Here is a 16,659-nt window from a genome sequence, read left to right as displayed (position 1 = left end):
GGTCAACGCTGACGGCACGCCACACATCCGCCAGTCACGCGGCACGGATGACGCAGCAGTCAACGCTGACGGCACGCCACACATCCGCCAGTCACGCGGCACGGATGACGCAGCAGTCAACGCTGACGGCACGCCACACATCCGCCAGTCACGCGGCGCGGATGACGCAGCAGTCAACGCCGACGGCACGCCACACATCCGCCAGTCACGCGGTGCGGATGACGCAGTGGTTAATACTGACGGTACCCCGCACATTCGCCAGTCAAGCGGTGCGGATGATGTGGTCTCTGTTGCCTCCAGTGCTCGGCTGCCCGCTGCGCCTACATCTTCAGCAAGCACACAGAACACGACACGGCTTCCGTCCAGGGAGAACAAGGCGGTGTTCGGCGTCTCGCAGCAGGCTTTAGAGACGGCTGGCCTCGTTCCGCAGGCAGTCTATCGGAGCAACGGCAAGCGTCACATCCTGGACGTCATTGTCGCTGGATATGGCTTGCAGGCTGGTGCGAGCACCGTTGATCTCGAGAATGGCGAGATCATCGGCAATCTCCCCGACAAGCAGCGCCTGCGGTTCGCCGTGCACGCGAACGCTCAGCAGGCCCTGGCTGCCGCCAGTCTTTGGGCCACACCCGCACCACAGACCACGCGTGGGGACAGCGCACTGGTTGCTGCGGAGACGGGAATCATCACATGGGATGCTGAAGCTGGCCGCCCAGATGACGACGGTTCAGATGGGATGGGCAGCATCAACGGCCTTTTCCTCACCAGCGAACACATGCCTGAACTAAGCGGCACCTACCTGCGGGGCAAAGTGATCCAGATTTACGGGCCGCTGGTGACGGCGCTCGATGATGCTGGCAATCCGATTTCGTACACTCGCCAAGTTTACTGGACTAGCGCCCCGCTGCGCTGAGTGGGACATGCACTTCTGGATGCCTCCGCCACCTGCTAGAACATTCTCCCTCCTACGGACAAGCCTGCTGTGAACGTGGTCCAGCGTTTGCGTGAACGGCGCGAGAAGTTGATCCGTGATTTTCCACGCACAAGCCGCCCATGAATCTGCCCCATCTCTCGACCGCGTCCGCAAAAACACAGGCTGACCGCCGTGGCCAATCCTCTGGAACAGCCTTTCTTGCCTCGAATCTGCTCGAGCTTTCCTGTCTTCTCGCTGGCGCGAAGCGCGCGGCCATCTTTCGCGTCAGCGAGACGGAGACACGTTTTGAGGCTGGCTACCGTATGTCTTCTCAGCTGGGGCTTGCCTTGATGCCGCAACTGAACCTGCACTCGGATACGTCGGAGGGGCAACGCGTTATGCTTGGCCTGAAGTCTTACCAGTGCGTCGTGCTGCATCTTTCAGGGGCGAACCTCTCCAGCCGATGCTGGGTGGTGCTTTTTGAAGCCAACCAGCAAATCACATTCCAGGCATTGGGTCGGTTGGAGGGGGTTTTCCAGGCATGGTGGCAAATGACAGCTTTGTTGCCGACCGTTACTCCACATCAGCCGCTTGTGCATACCTGCAGCGGTTGCCAGCACATCATGGTGGCTGATGGGAGCTGGGTTTCTTGGGAGGACTTTCTGCGCCGGGAACTCGGTCTTGGGTTAAGCCACGGACTTTGCGACTCCTGCTGCGAAGATCTTTACGGCGAACTTTCCACCCACTCCTGGGAGACCTGTGCCTGCGAATGCTCCAATCAAATGGGCGACTCGAAAAAAGAGCTGCATCAATCGGCATGCCATGCCGGTGGTTGATTCAGCTCTGTGGCATGCTTCATGGGTTAACACAGTTTGACGATTGCTTTCGCCTGCTGGGAAGGTGATGAATTCATTAAATGACTGCCAACGTTTCTGACAAGAATGATAATGTGCCAACCCTTCATGACTACGTGTCTTGGGGGGCATGTCTGCCTGCGGCATCCATTATATGGGACATGATGCGCAACGGCAGGGTTTCGGTGAACTCTTCAGCTGGACCGTCTTTGAAAAATCTCGACAGCCATGGTAGAATCCCTCGCACACGGCGTCGAACAGAATGAGGATGAGATATTAAGCGTCGAGTTGGTCCTGTTTGGCACCTACCAAGAATGATTCTTTGCGCGGGCAGTAGTGGTTATTCACCATGTTGCACTGGCGGTGAGTCATCCTTTTGAAGCGGCCGCTTTTTTGTTGGGTTTGTCGAGAGAGAAGCGGATTTAAAAATGACGGATGGTTGGAGTTTGTTAAAGAAGATGACATGTGGGTTAACTCATTTTCTGGGGTCGTTTGAATACATCGGCCTTGGTTTTTCATGTGAGTTCCGTTTAATGGCTACTTCATGACACCACCTCTCGATTCTGCTGATGCCTCGCCGTTATCGCCTCCTGCGGAAATAGGCCCGAGTACGGCGCAGCTGAAGATGGAGGAGGTCGGATGCATCGAGGGTGGCATCATACATCTAGTGGGCGGCGAGAAGGGAGGTGTTGGGAAGTCCTTGGTGGCGCGGTTGCTGGTGCATTACATGCAGGAGCGAAGATTGCCGTTCCAAGCTTTTGACGCCGACCGCTCTAACGCCGCCCTGCTGCGTCACTACTCGGAGGTGTCTAGTCAGATCCTGATGGATCGCCATGACCACCTGGACAAAATCATTGAGACGGCCCACGAGATGCCAGGGAAACGTATTGTGGTGGACTTGGCGGCCCAGACTCACGACGCATTGGTAAAATGGATCGAGGGCGTGGATATGATCGAGATGGTAGGCACCATGAACTACCGGGTTTGTTACTGGCATGTGATGGACTGCGGCAAGGATTCGGTGGATCTGTTGAGGCGGCTTTTCGAGCGTTTCGGCTCCAGGCTGGCTTATGTCATTGTGCAGAATCAGGTTCGGGGGGATAACTTTGATCTTTTCGAGAAGTCGGCTGAAAAGCCGAAGGCGTTGGAACTTGGGGCGAAGTTTGTCTGCATCCGGCATTTAATGAACCATGTGATGCAAAAGATCGATGCGTCCAATGCCCCGTTTGCTTTGGGAAAGTATCCAGAGAGGGACAACACAGGTCTTGGCTTGGTGGACCGTCAGCGCCTCAAACTGTGGTTAACCCAGGCCTGTGCGCAGATGGATCAGGTGGAGATTTAACCCATGGGAACTCACTCCAACACTCAAAGCATGCTCCAGCCCAAGCCTCTTGATTTTTCCACCACTATTGCTCCACTGCGCGTGAAACTGCTGAGGCACACGCTTTACAGCCGCTTGCGCAGCTTGGCGGATGTGGTGGTCTTCATGCAGCACCACGTCTTCGCGGTGTGGGATTTCATGTCCCTGCTCAAGGCGCTTCAACTGCGCCTTACCTGCGCGCAGGTGCCTTGGGTGCCGGTGGGAGATGGGCGGGTGCGCCGCTTGGTAAATGAGATCGTGCTGGGAGAGGAGAGTGACGTGATCCCTGATGGAAGTCCGGCGAGTCATTTCGAGCTTTATCTGCAGGCGATGCTTGAAGCGGGGGCGGATACCTTGCCGGTCCAGCGCTTTATCTCCTCGCTTTTGGAAGGCTTGGGGGTGGCGGAGGCATTGGGCAGATCCGGGGTGCCTGATTGTGTGGCGGATTTTGTTCTGGACACTTTCACCACCATTGAGAGAGGGCAGCCACATGAGATCGCTGCCGCTTTCACCTACGGACGGGAAGATCTGATCCCCGGCATGTTCGATGAACTGGTGGCAGGGCTGGAGGAGGCATTTCCAGGCCGGCTTTCCGTGCTGCGTTATTATCTCGATCGCCACATTCAACTGGACGGCGACCAGCACGGGGAGATGGGGCGCACGATGGTGGCGTTGTTATGTGATGGCCGACCCGAACGGATTGCAGAGGCGCAGGCGTCGGCAGTTAGGGCGCTGTCATCCCGCCTGCGTTTATGGGACAGAGTCGCGGCGGGATTGCCTTTAGGAATCAAGTCCGATTAACAGGTCTACCGCAGACTTACTCAACAAGGTGATAATCATTGCCCCTTGGGTTAATCCAAAATGGTTATGTTTCGTCATTTCTAACTTAACCTTTCTTGTTAATGCTTCTCGCGTGCGTAATTTGCAATTCACTGAACCTGAACTGATACAACACCCTAGATACCCGCGAAAAGGCTGGATTGGGGTGGATTTGGATGGAACTCTGGCCAAGAATGTTTTCACCACAAATGAGCTGGGTATCGGCCCTCCAGTTCCGTATATGCTCAAGCGGGTGCGGCACTGGATCGACTCTGGTCGCAAAGTTAAAATTTTCACCTCACGTGCTGGCGATCATATGGAGGAAGAGCGCATCCAGCAATGGTGTTTGCTTCACGGTTTGCCAAAGCTTGAGATCACCAATCGCAAGGATCATCGCATGATTGCCCTATGGGACGACCGCGCGGTCGGTGTCGTCAAAAATCTCGGGATACCCATTCTGCCTGCGTCAATGACCTTGTGGCTACGCTTTCGTCTTGGTTTGTCGATTCTGTTTGGGGGCAGACCCAGCATGAAGATCAACGATTTCTATCTTCTTGGCAATTCCGATGCCGCTATGAAGTCTAGCAGTACTTTTCTTGAACTTTAACTGATTAGGGCCGCTTTGTCCTCAGTCATTGTTAAATTGCCTTAATGCCAGTGTTTTGCCTGCGATGGGAAATGTGATGACAAGGCATGCAGACAACATTTGGAAGATAAAACAGGTGGTGGTCACAAAACTTGCTTCAAGAAAACAGCCTGAAATCAATGGTGCTGCATTTATGTGGAACTGTTACATATTTGCTAAAAGGAAGCAGCGCGAGGGCCACTGGTCTAAGCTATGACACGAAAATTAAAGGGTTAACCCAAAACAAAAATCGCCAGTTTTGCGATTTATCCCATCTTTCATTGTTTACTACGACTTCTATCAATCCGGCGTGATGACAGAACATCAAATGCAATTTATCTCCCCTGTGTAGTTGATGCGCTTACCAAATACCGGATTAATAATTTCAGTGTTCCAATTCTCAACTCGCCCAAGTTGGGTGTTGGCCATGTAAACATGATTGACACAACCTCCCGGCTGGTCCGCTACGGTCTTGAGACTGCATGCGTTCTGCTGAGTGGGGACAATGTTTGGATGACCATGCACGCTGGCGAGAGTTGTCAGATCGACACCTCCGTGCGGCTGTGGCAATACCGTTCGCGAGAATTGCGCCCTCGCCATTAACCGTGAATTAGTGCAAAACAACTCCTCATAGACCCCGCCTCCCATAATGTCTCAATCTTCTCGAAAAAAAGTACCCCGCAAAAAAACTGCCTTGGTTGAAGATGATCCTGTTTACCGGGCTTACCTCCAGGGCTTGCTGATCAAGACTCCCGAAGTGGAGTTGGTGCGCGGCTGGGAAAGTGCCGAGGCCATGCTGGCGGACACAAGATTTCTCATTGTGGAGCTGCTCTTCATTGACCTGGGTCTTCCTGGAATGAGCGGGTTGGAATTAATCTCACGAATAAACAATCTCCAAAATCCCCCGCGTTGCGTGGTACTTACCTCCTCCTTGGAGCCTGACGATGTCTTTTCCGCCATTCGAAGCGGTGCATCCGGCTATTTGGTCAAGAGTTTGGACCCTCATATATTTTTGGAAAATATGAAGCAGGTCATCAATGACGGCGTGAGCCTAAGCCCGTTCATTGCACGCATGCTGATTGACGAATTTCGTCACACTCAGCCGCAGGCCATAGATAACCGGAATGCCCTGAAAAATCTTACCACACGCGAGCGCCAGGTGTTGGAATGCATGTGCAGCCATGTCACCGCGAAAGGGATTGGAGCGTCGCTGGGCCTAAGTCACGAAACCGTGCGCGTGCACATGAAAAAAATCTATCAGAAGCTGCATGTCAATTCGAAGTCCGAGGCACTGGCGGTGCTGGCCCAGGAATGCCGGAGTTAATCTCACCTTGCCGTCATGGCTTGCCCAAGCGCCGCATCTGTTTTCTGAAGGGGACTTCCTAGTTTCTTGAGCAGACTGGCAGTCACAGACTTTCCGTTTCGAGTCGCCGTCTCGATGGAGGCACCGCTCTCCACAACATCACGCATGCCAAAAATAGAGCTCCAAATAGGGCGTGAGCTTCCTTGCGCATTACTTCTGTCTGGCCGCTCTTCGGCGCCGCCATGAGTCGCTGATGGCGGTCGTGAGCTTTCTCCAGCAAGATCTCTGCCAGCCGGCGGGCTTCCACAGCGCCAATCTGCGCGGACAACGCTGCCAGCGTGTCTGGCACAGCCGACAGCGTAAGTATTCCTGGCAGTGCCATCCTGAGCGCCTCCCATATGCACAATCTCGTTCAGCAGGCGTTCCAGCGTAAACGTCACCGTAACGACCATGGGATCGAGCTTGGAGAGGGGCGCGTGGGGAGTCAGGGATGTCCCACGTTATGGACAACCAACTCACGATTTTGAAACGGGACGCACGCGGTCGTGTGCGCAGCACGGCTGAGGCGCGGGCGGAAGCCGTCGCTGAGTATCGGCGCAGCGGGCTTTCTGCCTCCGCTTTTGCCAAAATGGCGGGTATCTCCAAGAACACTTTTTGGAACTGGCTGCAAAGCCATGGGTTGACGCAAAAGCGCGGCCCAGCGAAGTCCAATGTCCACCCGCCTGTGCGCTTTGTGGAGGTGGCGGCGCAGACTGCACCCGCCTCGGCTTTGCTGGTGCGCCTGCCGGGTGGCGCGACCGTGGAGGTGGCCGATGAACGGCAGGCCGCGCTGGTGGCGCGGCTTGTCCAATCCCTCGCCTGATCTTCGCCATGCTGAACTTCACCGGCAGTTTAAAAGTGTTCGTGGCGCTGGAGCCTTGCGACATGCGCAAAGGCTTCGAGGGGCTGCACGCGGCTGTCAGTGAGCGACTCAAGGAGGACGCGCGCAGCGGGGCTTTGTTCGTGTTTACCAACAAGCGGCGCACCCGGCTCAAGGTGCTTTACTTTGATGGCACGGGACTCTGGCTGATGACGAAGCGATTGGAAAAAGGCACCTTCTGCTGGCCGCGTGCGGCGGAGGCTGGTCAGACAAAGCTGCGGCTCACGCCGGAGGCCTTGGCGCTGCTCACCGATGGCATCGACATGCACGGGGCGAAACCGCGCGGGTGGTATGAGCGGGGTTGAAAAAAGTCTCCGTTCAGCATCAAGATAACACCAAGTTGGTACACCTCCTGCTCTTCATCGTGTCAGCATGATGACGCCGCTGGAATCCCGACTCACCGAGGAAGTGGAGTCGCTTCGTCATCAGCTCGGAGCGGTCACCTTGGAGAACAAACTGCTGCGCGAAAAAGTGGACCTGCTCATCCGGCGCATCTTTGGGCGCAGCAGCGAACAGCTCGATGACGACCAGCTCATGCTGCTGTTACAAGGCGGTGATGACGGCGCAAAAAAAGACCCGGCCTCCAGCGCAAGCCCAGGCGTCTTGGAGGCTGAGATCGAGAAGCGCGGCAAGGACACAGCAAAAATCAAACCACGCAAGCAGCGCGAAGCACGTGTGCCGGAGCATCTGCCTGCCGTGGATGAAGTCATCGAGCCTGATGAGGCGTTGCTGATCCTGAAGCTTGGCGCTCCATCGGCGAAGAAATCACCGAACAGCTCGACTATAAGCCCGCGCGGTTCTTCCGCCGCCGCATCATCCGTCGGAAGTATGTGAAGCGTGATGAGCCATGCCAAGCGCCCATCATTGCGCCGCTCAATACACTGCAAGAGCGCAGCATCGCCGCACCAGGACTGCTCGCGCAGATCATCGTCGCCAAATACTGCGATCATCTGCCTCTCTACCGGCAGGAGCAGATCTACGCCACGCGGCACGACATCGCCATCCCACGCCAAAGCATGGCACGCTGGCTCGGACTGGCCGCCGACTGGTTGCGCCCGATTTATGAGCACATCCACACCGGAGTCATGGCCGGAGGTTATGTGCAGATTGATGAAACGCCTGTCGAGTATTTAAGTCCCGGCAACGGGCAAACCAAGCAAGGCTACCTCTGGGCCTGCAAGCGCCCCGGAGCCGACGTCAGCTTCACCTGGGCCACCAGTCGCGCCGCACGATGTTTGGAGCGCATCATCCCTGCCGACTTCAGCGGCACCGTGCAGTGTGACGGCTATGCCGCCTATCCCTCTTTCGCCAATCGCAGCGAAGGCCGCATCACCCTGGCCGCGTGCTGGGCCCATGCGCGGCGCAAGTTCCACGAAGCAACGGAGAGCACACCGCAACAAGCCGGGTGGATGCTGTTGCAGATCCAGCATCTCTACCGCATCGAAAAACAACTCCGCGAAACCAATGCCGGACCGCAGCAAAGGCAGGCTGCGCGAGCCAGCCAGAGCCGCATGATCATTGATCGCATCCACAAAGCCATCACGCGCCTCAAACTCAGCCGCCGTCATCTGCCCCAAAGCGCCCTCGGTAAAGCCATCGACTACACCCTGACGATGTGACCCATGTTGCTCGTGTATCTCGAAGACGGCCGCGTGGAGATCGACAACAACCCCGTGGAGAACTCCATCCGCCCCACCGCCATCGGCAAGAAGAACTGGCTATTCATCGGCGAAGCCGAAGCCGGACAACGCAGCGCCATCCTCTTCACGATCATCGAAGCCTGTCGCAGTCGAGGCATCGATCCGCAGACTTATCTGCGTGAAGTACTCACCCGCCTGCCGACGCTGACCAACCGGCAGATCAAGGACGTGACACCCGAAGCCTGGGCCAAGGCCCAGCAAAACGCCCATCAGCGGAAAGCGGCGTAGTCGTCAAAATCAAAAGGCAAGCTTAGACCGATGGTGCTCGGCACACCGCTAACGTTCCAGCGATTTGGCGTTGAAGGGTTTGCATAGATGCTGGTCCATACCGGACGCGAGGTGGCGCACCCTCTCCTCTGGCAATGCATCGCTCTCCTAGCCTAGCACGATCTCATTGACCAGCTGCGCACTTGAGCGTTCCCAACTGGCCGCCATGGCACGTCATCGCATGTGAGGCGCACCTGCAGTGCCTTGAGCTGCGACATGAAATCCCACACCGCAAAAACATGGTGATCCATGAATACTGCCAGGTGCTTCAGTGCACGCAATTGGCCATAATATTGATGCGCCAGCAGCGTCTGACGCTCGGTGTTGATGGCTTTGGTCAAGCTTTCTTGAAAATCGCTCGGTTTCGTTTGGCTCGTCAATGCTGCAGGCACTTGCGTTTTTAAATCAGATTCACACGGCCAAGATTCGCTTGCGCACCACTATGGTGGCGACGCTCAACGGGAACTTTTTGCGCTTGCAGATGCGATGGTTATAACGGGTTAACCCAAAAAGAATGTGTGATTTGAGGCGCCCTGCATTTATTTTGGGTTAACCTCTTTCTCCAACAACCACATTCACCTAAATTATCATGTACGGAATGGTCAACAGCGCAATCATGGATCTTCTAGTGGAGAGTCACGGGGAGGACACATGGCAGAAGGTGAAATCGAAAGCGGGTGTGGAGGATGATATGTTTATTGCGAATGGTTCGTACCCTGATGAGATCACTTACAAACTGGTGGGCGCGGCGGCGGAGGTGCTGGACCGGCCAGCGGGAGAGATTCTGAACCAATTCGGCCGCTGGTGGGTGCTGGAGACGGCGCGCAAAAGCTATGGCCACCTCATGAAATCCGGCGGACGGAATCTGGGTGAGTTTCTGAAAAATTTGCCGAATTTTCATACCCGTGTGGTGATGATGTTTCCCAAACTACAGCCGCCGACTTTTGAGTGCACCGATGTGCTGCCGACCGAATTGCGGATGCACTACCGCAGCCACCGCCGCGGACTTTCGGCGTTTGTGATCGGACTGCTAGAGGGGCTGGGGGAGATGTTTGCAGTCGTGGTGACGATCACGCATGAGGAACGGTTGGATGATGGGGCCGATCATGATGTATTCCACATCAAATGGAGCGAAAACAAAACAGCATGAGCAAGGGGGGACTACTGCGCATGCCCTGGTCGCAGGTGGAGGCGGTATTCCCTTTTCTTTTAGCCTGGAACGGGGAAATGCGAATCCTCCGGGTCGGCCCTTCCCTGGCGCGCATTGCGCCAGATGTGGCTGCTGGTGCGCAGGTTGATCAGGTGCTCAAGTTGGAACGACCGCTGGGCGTTCTGGATGCTGACTGGGTGCGAAGGCACCGGGGCATTCTGCTGCTGCTGAGGCATCAGCGCACGGGCATGCTGATGCGAGGGCAGGTGATGCATCTGGAAGAGATGGACATGGACGTTTTTCTCGGCTCTCCTTGGCTGGAAACGCCGAATGAACTCGACCGCCTAGGCCTCGCGCTCACTGACTTTGCCCCGCACGATTCTGCGCAGGATCTTCTTCAAGTGACGCAGGTTCACCGGATCGCCAATGAGCAGCTCAGCATCATGAACGAGCGCCTCAAGCAAAGCCAGGCGAAGCTCATCGAGAAGGAAGCCGAGTCCCGCAAGCTGGCAATGGTAGCGGAACGCACGGACAACGCCGTGATCCTAGCCGACCAAGATGGCCACATCGAGTGGGTGAACGCAGCGTTTGAAAGCATGACTGGCTGGACGCTCAATGAGGTGCGCGGACTGAAGCTCGGATCGTTTCTGCAAGGACCGCTCACTGACCCGCAGGTGGCCATTGAAATGGGACTCAAGCTTAGCGCAGGTGAGGGCTTTCACACCGAAATCCTGAACTACAGGAAGGATGGCATTTCTTACTGGGTGGACATCGAGGTACAACCGATCAAAGATGCCCATGGCGAGTTGACGCATTTCATGGCGATCGAGGCGGACGTATCAGGTGTGAAGCGCAATGAGATGCGTCGCCAGTTGGAGACGACGGCCGCCAAAGTGATCGCCAGCGGGTTCAAAATGACCGAATTGATCCCCATGATGCTGTCGGCCTTAGGGCGGCAGTTGCAGGCGACCGTGGGTTCGTGGTGGGTCCCGGACAGCAGCGGCAAAGTGCTGCAAATGGCCCACATGTGGCAGTCTGATGGGGCGCAAGTGGAGTCGTTCACCAAGGCTTCGCGGGAGTTCTGTTTTGCCCCAGGGCAGGGACTGCCTGGCAGAGTCTGGGAATCATGCACGAGTCATTGGATCACCGATGTGCTCAAGGATGACAATTTTCCCCGCCGCGATGCAGCTGCCGTGTGCGGCATAACGGCGGCGCTGGCCTTTCCTGTGCAAGTGGATGAGCAGGTGCATGGCGTGCTGGAGTTTTACAGCTTGCAGTTGGATGCACCAGACCCAGATCTTCTCGGGGCTCTAAACCAAATTGGCCGTGAACTGGGCCTGCTGCTCGGCCGGCTAGAGGCCGAAGAGGAATTGCGCAAAAGCGAACGCGCCATGAACGAAGGCCAGCGGCTGGCCCACCTAGGCACTTGGGAGTGGGATTTGCACACGAACGACCTCTCATGGTCGGATGAGAAATTTCGCATCTACGGCTTTGAACCGCGCAGCTTTGTTCCAACGCTGGACCATGTTCGGCGCTGCGTTCTGGCGGAGGATCTGCCGCATTTCTTGAAGGTGCTGGAGGCTGTGGCACGCACGGGAGAGAGCCAGGAGGTCAGCTACCGCGTCACGCGGCCGAACGGTGAGATCCGCCATGTGCACACGCTGGCGGCGGCTGAGATGGATGGCGAAAAAGTGCCCTGCCGCTTGGTTGGCACGATGCAGGATGTGACGGACAAGGTCCAAACTGAGGACGCCTACAAGCAGGCGCAGCGTATTTCGCATCTTGGCAACTGGAGTCTAGAGCTGGCGAGCGGCTTGGTGTGCTGGTCAGATGAGAAGTACCGCATCTATGGCTACGAGCCCGGCACCGTGAAGGTGGACATGGATTTCTGCCGCCGCGCCATTCATCCCGACGATATTGACACGGTGATGCAATTCATTGATTCCGTGGCGAGAACCGGAGAGCCGATGACGATCACCTACCGCATTTCCCGCCCGAACGGCGAGGAGCGCCACCTCCGCAGCAGTGCGGAAGTGAGCAGGGACGCGGCTGGCAAAGCACGAGAGATTCTTGGCACTGTGCTGGATGTCACTGAGCTGGTGGAGGCACAGCGCAGCTTGCAGCAGACCGAGGAGCGCTGGCTGTTTGCGCTACAAAACAACGGGCTGGGCGTATGGGACTGGAACATCATCAGCGGACATGTACTCTACACAAATGAGTTGCAGCAGATGCTTGGCTATGAGGCGGGTGAATGGCCGCAGCACGTGGACAGCTGGGCCTCGCGAGTGCATCCGGATGACCTTCCGTTTGTGATGGGCGCGATGAACAAGTGCCTCAGCGGCGAGACACCAGACTATCTCTGCGAGCACCGTCTGCGCTGCAAAGACGGCTCCTGGAAATGGGTGCAGGATGTGGGTCGCATCGTTTCATTCACCAAAGAAGGCCAACCCGAGAGGATTATCGGCACGCAGATGGACATCCACATCCGCAAGCAGTCCGAGGAGGCTGCGGAGCGGCGTTCCGAGCTGCTCAATGGCATTCGTGCTGCACAGGAGCATTTCATCGGCACCACGGATGTGGGCCCTGTGTTTGCGGAGATGCTGGACGTCGTTGTAAGGCACACGCATAGCACCTTTGGCTTCATCGCCGAAGTGTTGAAGGACGAACAGGGCGCGCCATATCTGCGCTCTTACTCGCTGACGGACATCTCATGGAATGACGAAATACGAAAGCACATCGAATCGATGAGGCCGAATGGGCTCGAGTTCCGCAATTTGAAAACGCTTTTCGGAGCTGCGTTGGTTTCCAGAGAGCTGGTGATCGCGAATGATGCAGTGAATGATCCACGCAGCGGCGGGCTTCCGCCAGGCCACCCTCCCATCCATGCTTTCCTTGGCCTTCCTGTTTACAACGGTCTTGAAATGGTGGGGCTCATCGGTCTGGCCAACCGCCCGGATGGATATGACAAGGACGGACTCAGTGAGCTGGATCCATTTCTTGCCGCCGTGAACAGCATGATCGTGGCGCGGCGTGAGGCTGAGCGCCGCCGCCAGATCGAGGAGGAGTTGCGTGCCGCGCGTGACAAGGCGGAGGCGGCCAGCCGTGCAAAGAGTGAGTTCCTCGCGATGATGAGCCATGAAATCCGCACGCCCATGAACGGTGTCATCGGCATGACCGGACTGCTGAAGATGAGCCAGCTGGATGCAAGACAGTCGGAGATGGTGGAAGCTGTTCAGCACAGCGGCGGTGCACTGATCAATATCATCGACGACATCCTCAACTTCGCGAAGATCGAGGCGGGCCAAATTGAACTGGTCGAGCAGCCGGTGGTGCTGGACGAACTGGTCGAGGGGGTGGCGGATTTGCTCCACCATGAGGCCTCCTCCAAGGGGCTGGAACTGACCACCATCATCGCCCCCGGCCTGCCCGAGGTCATTCGTGGAGACTCGGGACGCCTGCGCCAGGTGCTGCTCAATCTCGCAGGCAACGCGATCAAGTTCACGGACAAGGGACATGTGAACATTCGTGTGTCAGGCGTGGGTGATCAGATTGAGTTTCGTGTGGAGGACTCAGGCATAGGCCTGCCTGCCGCAGCGCATGAGCGCCTGTTCAAGCCTTTCAGCCAGGTGGACAGCTCCCAGTCACGCCGCTTTGGCGGCACAGGACTCGGGCTGGCCATTTGCAAGAAGCTGGTGGGCGCAATGAGTGGAAGCATCGGAGTGGAGAGCAAGGCCGGGAATGGTTCGCAGTTCTGGTTTATGGTGCCGTCACATGCCGCGCCTGATCAGCACGCAGAGCCGCAGCCAAAGCTGCAGCAGGTGTGGATCGCCCACACATCACCGCGCATGCGAGAGAGTATCCGCACCGCGCTGGCCGCGCCGGGCGTAGAGTTTCACGAATTGAAACGTACGCAGGTTGGCAAGCATCTGGCCGCGAGCCGTGCGGCGGATGATGTGCTGTTGGTGGAGGCTGCCTGGCTGCCTGTGGCGAGGAAAGGTGCGGCACCGAGGTCAAAAGATGCAGGCTTGGATCTGCGGCAGGTGGTGCTCATCGGTTCGGGAATCCATGCTGACACCGCAGCGCTGGCCAAAGCTCAAACGGTCACACTGCCATTACACCGCCAAGCCTTGCGGCAAGCAGTCTGGCCTGCAGCTTCGTCACCGAAAGACGCAACAGGCCAGCCCCACCGTCTTGCTCTGGGACTCAATGTGCTGGTGGCTGAGGATAACCGCATTAATGCACGCCTGGCCTGCCTGTTGCTGGATAATCTCGGATGCAAAGTGGTGGTGGCCGACAATGGCAAGGAGGCCGTGGCTGCATTCAAAAAGCAGCCTTTTGATGCCGTGCTGATGGACTGCCAGATGCCCGTCATGGACGGTCATGCCGCCACGCAGAAAATTCGTCAGTGGGAAAACCGATGCGGCAGGCGGCAAGGCCGGGAACGCTGCAAAATCATCGCGATGACGGCGAGCGCGCTGCCTGAAGAGCGGGGACGCTGCTTGGCCTCAGGCATGGACGAGCATCTCTCCAAGCCTTTTAGTGCCGAATCGCTGGAGCGTCTGCTGGCGGAGATCGCACGGCAGTCACGCGTGGCTGAGAGAGCTCCCGGGAAGTCGGCGCTGCCCACCATCGCTGATCCGCTTGCAACGCTGGCTACGCAGATTGGTGAGGTTGAAGCTCGTGCTCTCGCGGACATATGGTTGGAAGAAGCACCGGGCCGCCATCAGCGGCTCTTGGCAGCTCTGAAGCGCCGCCAGCCGGAAGCCGCGCGCAAAGAAGCCCACGCGTTGCGTGGAGCGAGTTCCATTTTTGGCATGCGCTCACTCATGGATGCGTGCACGTCTGTGGAGATGGCGATTCGAAGTGACAAGCCTGTCGCAGCAGGTCTGCTTGAAGAATTCAGTGATCATCTGCAACATTCCGCGGCATTGCTTCAGCGGAGCATGACAGCAGGGTGAATCAGCTCTGGGTCTCCTGCGCCAGCACCGCAAGCGCTTCGGACTTCGAGTTCACGTGCAGCTTCTGATAGATTTTTTTCATGTGAACGCGCACGGTCTCATGACTGAGGGCCAGTGCCTCGCCCATGCCCTTCGCACTGCCATGTCTGGCCATGCTGTCCAGGACTTGGCGCTCACGGGTGGTGAGAGTTTTCAGGGCCAGATGCCTGCCCCCAGGCTGGGGTGGCGCATGACGGAACTCATCAATCAGCATGCCCGCAATGAACGGGCTCAGGCTGACGCCGTCCTGGATCACCTGCCTCAGATTTTCTAAAAAAGCCTGAGTATCCAAAGTTTTCAAGACGTAGCCGGATGCCCCACCCCGTATTGCGGCAAAGACATGCTCACGCTCTAGCGAGGAGGTGAGCACCACACAGCGTGGGGGATTCTGGAGTTTGCTGAGTCGTGAGATTAATTCCAGCCCGCTGATGCCGGGAAGTTCCAGGTCAATGAAGAGCAGCTCCACCAGCAGAAAACGAGTGTCCGCCAGCATGGCCTCAGCACTTTCCCAGGCATGCACCAGTTCGACTTCCTGTGTGTTATTGAGCAGGCCGGAGAGATAGGCGCGATAAACGGGATCGTCCTCAACCAAGGCGGTTCGCTGGGGGGATATCCTAGAGGAATGTGGCACTGTGGATGGTATGGAAGGAGCTTTCAGGCCTGATCTTGAAGCACTTCGTTGTAAAGCGCCAGCGCGCATTTTTCACAAACCGTTCGAGAGGTGCTGTGCCCGCCCCTCAGATTTCTTTGGTGATCCCAGCGCATCCAGCCATGTTCAAAGGAATGGATGCGGTGGCAGCAGGTATAGGAAATAGTTTGCATTTCCGATGCCTGAATGGACCGCAGCTTTTGCTTCGAAAGCTGCCAGTTGATCAGCGCCTGCATGCTGCAGCGCAGACCGTCCACGAAGCCCGCCATGCGCGAAGTCAGTTCAAACTGACCGTCAAATAGCATGCTGAGCATGTAGGTGCAGCCATCCGCCTCCTGCTGCGTTGAAAGGCTGGCGCACATGAGGGTTTCATCTCTCCAGCGCAGCATCAGCACGGGCCTCTCATGTGAGTTTTGTGCTGAATGAACAAGAAGGGCGTTAAGCGAGAAATCGATCTCCATGGCGGAGCCTAAATGGTTCACAAGCTGACAGCTTTCGCTGCTATGGCGCGTGACCATCCCCAATCCGAACGATGCCAAAACCCACATCACGATTGCCCCGGCCAAACTGGACACGCTCACCAAGCTCATCCAGCGCATGCCCTGTCACAATGAGCGGTTGTTCTGCATTGGCCTGGAATGGAAACAAGGGCAGTTCCTGCTGCTCGGCAAAGACAGCCATGCCGAACCCTGGCTGCGTGTGCCGGTGCCCGACGTTCAAGCCACAGGCCCGGAGATCACGATCTTCGCCAACCGCAGGCTGCTCATCAAGGCACTGCGCTACGGCCTCAACGCGATCAGCCTCATGGATCAGACCTCGCCCCTGCGCTTCCACTGCCAGGGGCGGCAAATGATCCTGATGCCACTGCGCGCGGTTGAAGCCAATCCGCAGAAGGCCGCACAACCAGCGCCTGTTCCACCCCCCCCCCAAGCAACCAAACTCATGATCACTCCACCCAACTCGGAAGGACCGGCCTCTAGCGATGGTAAACCCGCCCTCGAAGAAGCCATCGACCTGACCCTGCAAATCCGGGACAAGTTTACGGATGGGTTCAACCTCATCCGCGACCTATCCTTGAAGCTGAAGTGCATCCACCGCGAACACAA

At 57.0% G+C, this 16,659-nt stretch carries 13 protein-coding genes and 2 pseudogenes; 12 read left to right on the top strand and 3 right to left on the bottom strand.

The features are described 5' to 3' along the window. From ACILSI_RS25110 to tnpC, 9 genes and pseudogenes are all read left to right on the top strand, one after another. Window positions 1–910: hypothetical protein (locus ACILSI_RS25110; protein WP_395724673.1), on the top strand; the 910-nt coding region annotated here is incomplete at its 5' end. Between the two features lie 140 nt (window positions 911–1,050). Continuing rightward, entirely contained in the window at window positions 1,051–1,746 is a 696-nt protein-coding gene (locus ACILSI_RS25105; protein WP_395724672.1) for a hypothetical protein, read from the top strand. A gap of 562 nt (window positions 1,747–2,308) precedes the next feature. Beyond that, window positions 2,309–3,106 (top strand): mobilization protein, encoded by a 798-nt coding sequence (locus ACILSI_RS25100; RefSeq protein ID WP_395724671.1) that lies wholly within the window; start codon window positions 2,309–2,311, stop codon window positions 3,104–3,106. A 30-nt stretch (window positions 3,107–3,136) separates the two neighbouring features. Then, complete coding sequence (locus ACILSI_RS25095) at window positions 3,137–3,925, top strand: DUF3050 domain-containing protein (RefSeq protein ID WP_395724670.1); 789 nt, start codon at window positions 3,137–3,139, stop codon at window positions 3,923–3,925. 28 nt (window positions 3,926–3,953) lie between these two features. After that, window positions 3,954–4,550: a hypothetical protein gene (locus tag ACILSI_RS25090; protein WP_395724669.1), complete on the top strand. Its 597-nt coding sequence runs from the start codon at window positions 3,954–3,956 to the stop codon at window positions 4,548–4,550. A gap of 667 nt (window positions 4,551–5,217) precedes the next feature. After that, window positions 5,218–5,892, top strand: a complete 675-nt coding sequence (locus ACILSI_RS25085) for a response regulator (RefSeq protein WP_395724668.1) — start codon at window positions 5,218–5,220, stop codon at window positions 5,890–5,892. Window positions 5,893–6,373: 481 nt separating this feature from the next. Further along, complete coding sequence (gene tnpA, locus ACILSI_RS25080; protein ID WP_395724667.1) at window positions 6,374–6,733, top strand: IS66 family insertion sequence element accessory protein TnpA; 360 nt, start codon at window positions 6,374–6,376, stop codon at window positions 6,731–6,733. An 8-nt stretch (window positions 6,734–6,741) separates the two neighbouring features. Further along, window positions 6,742–7,095 carry an IS66 family insertion sequence element accessory protein TnpB gene (gene tnpB / locus ACILSI_RS25075; protein WP_395724666.1) on the top strand — a complete coding sequence of 118 codons (354 nt, stop codon included), beginning with the start codon at window positions 6,742–6,744 and terminating at the stop codon, window positions 7,093–7,095. Between the two features lie 70 nt (window positions 7,096–7,165). Beyond that, window positions 7,166–8,718 (top strand): annotated as a pseudogene (gene tnpC / locus ACILSI_RS25070) (IS66 family transposase). A 152-nt stretch (window positions 8,719–8,870) separates the two neighbouring features. Here the strand turns inward: tnpC and ACILSI_RS25065 are convergent. Beyond that, the gene (locus ACILSI_RS25065; protein WP_395724665.1) at window positions 8,871–9,098 is read right to left on the bottom strand and encodes a DUF3050 domain-containing protein; all 228 of its coding nucleotides are present in this window, start codon (window positions 9,096–9,098) and stop codon (window positions 8,871–8,873) included. A gap of 257 nt (window positions 9,099–9,355) precedes the next feature. Between ACILSI_RS25065 and ACILSI_RS25060 the strand changes: the two genes are divergently transcribed. Continuing rightward, window positions 9,356–9,907, top strand: coding sequence for a heme NO-binding domain-containing protein (locus ACILSI_RS25060; protein WP_395724664.1), 552 nt, complete (start codon window positions 9,356–9,358; stop codon window positions 9,905–9,907). Then, window positions 9,883–14,865 carry a PAS domain-containing protein gene (locus ACILSI_RS25055; RefSeq protein ID WP_395724663.1) on the top strand — a complete coding sequence of 1,661 codons (4,983 nt, stop codon included), beginning with the start codon at window positions 9,883–9,885 and terminating at the stop codon, window positions 14,863–14,865. Before ACILSI_RS25060 ends, ACILSI_RS25055 begins: the two co-directional genes overlap by 25 nt. A gap of 1 nt (window position 14,866) precedes the next feature. Here ACILSI_RS25055 and ACILSI_RS25050 read toward each other — a convergent pair whose 3' ends face one another. Both ACILSI_RS25050 and ACILSI_RS25045 read right to left on the bottom strand, forming a co-directional pair. Beyond that, window positions 14,867–15,604, bottom strand: a complete 738-nt coding sequence (locus tag ACILSI_RS25050) for a response regulator (RefSeq protein ID WP_395724662.1) — start codon at window positions 15,602–15,604, stop codon at window positions 14,867–14,869. After that, window positions 15,559–16,014, bottom strand: coding sequence for a hypothetical protein (locus tag ACILSI_RS25045; protein ID WP_395724661.1), 456 nt, complete (start codon window positions 16,012–16,014; stop codon window positions 15,559–15,561). The genes ACILSI_RS25050 and ACILSI_RS25045 overlap by 46 nt, the downstream gene beginning before the upstream one ends. A gap of 49 nt (window positions 16,015–16,063) precedes the next feature. On the opposite strand from ACILSI_RS25045, the pseudogene ACILSI_RS25040 reads away from it, so the two are divergent. Then, window positions 16,064–16,659 (top strand): annotated as a pseudogene (locus tag ACILSI_RS25040) (hypothetical protein); the annotation flags it as partial.

It is taken from the genome of Prosthecobacter sp. (assembly GCF_044232965.1).
Taxonomy (GTDB): domain Bacteria; phylum Verrucomicrobiota; class Verrucomicrobiia; order Verrucomicrobiales; family Verrucomicrobiaceae; genus Prosthecobacter.
The sequence above is the reverse complement of the archived record's forward strand: the minus strand, read 5'-3'. Positions and strand labels throughout refer to the sequence as shown.

Bases quoted from the DNA above. Each gene is read 5' to 3' on its own strand.
- ACILSI_RS25105 (WP_395724672.1), top strand. From the start codon at position 1,051: ATGAATCTGCCCCATCTCTCGACCGCGTCCGCAAAAACACAGGCTGAC.
- ACILSI_RS25100 (WP_395724671.1), top strand. From the start codon at position 2,309: ATGACACCACCTCTCGATTCTGCTGATGCCTCGCCGTTATCGCCTCCT.
- ACILSI_RS25095 (WP_395724670.1), top strand. From the start codon at position 3,137: ATGCTCCAGCCCAAGCCTCTTGATTTTTCCACCACTATTGCTCCACTG.
- ACILSI_RS25085 (WP_395724668.1), top strand. From the start codon at position 5,218: ATGTCTCAATCTTCTCGAAAAAAAGTACCCCGCAAAAAAACTGCCTTG.
- tnpA (WP_395724667.1), top strand. From the start codon at position 6,374: ATGGACAACCAACTCACGATTTTGAAACGGGACGCACGCGGTCGTGTG.
- tnpB (WP_395724666.1), top strand. From the start codon at position 6,742: ATGCTGAACTTCACCGGCAGTTTAAAAGTGTTCGTGGCGCTGGAGCCT.
- ACILSI_RS25060 (WP_395724664.1), top strand. From the start codon at position 9,356: ATGGTCAACAGCGCAATCATGGATCTTCTAGTGGAGAGTCACGGGGAG.
- ACILSI_RS25055 (WP_395724663.1), top strand. From the start codon at position 9,883: ATGGAGCGAAAACAAAACAGCATGAGCAAGGGGGGACTACTGCGCATG.
- ACILSI_RS25050 (WP_395724662.1), bottom strand. From the start codon at position 15,604: ATGCGCGCTGGCGCTTTACAACGAAGTGCTTCAAGATCAGGCCTGAAA.
- ACILSI_RS25045 (WP_395724661.1), bottom strand. From the start codon at position 16,014: ATGGAGATCGATTTCTCGCTTAACGCCCTTCTTGTTCATTCAGCACAA.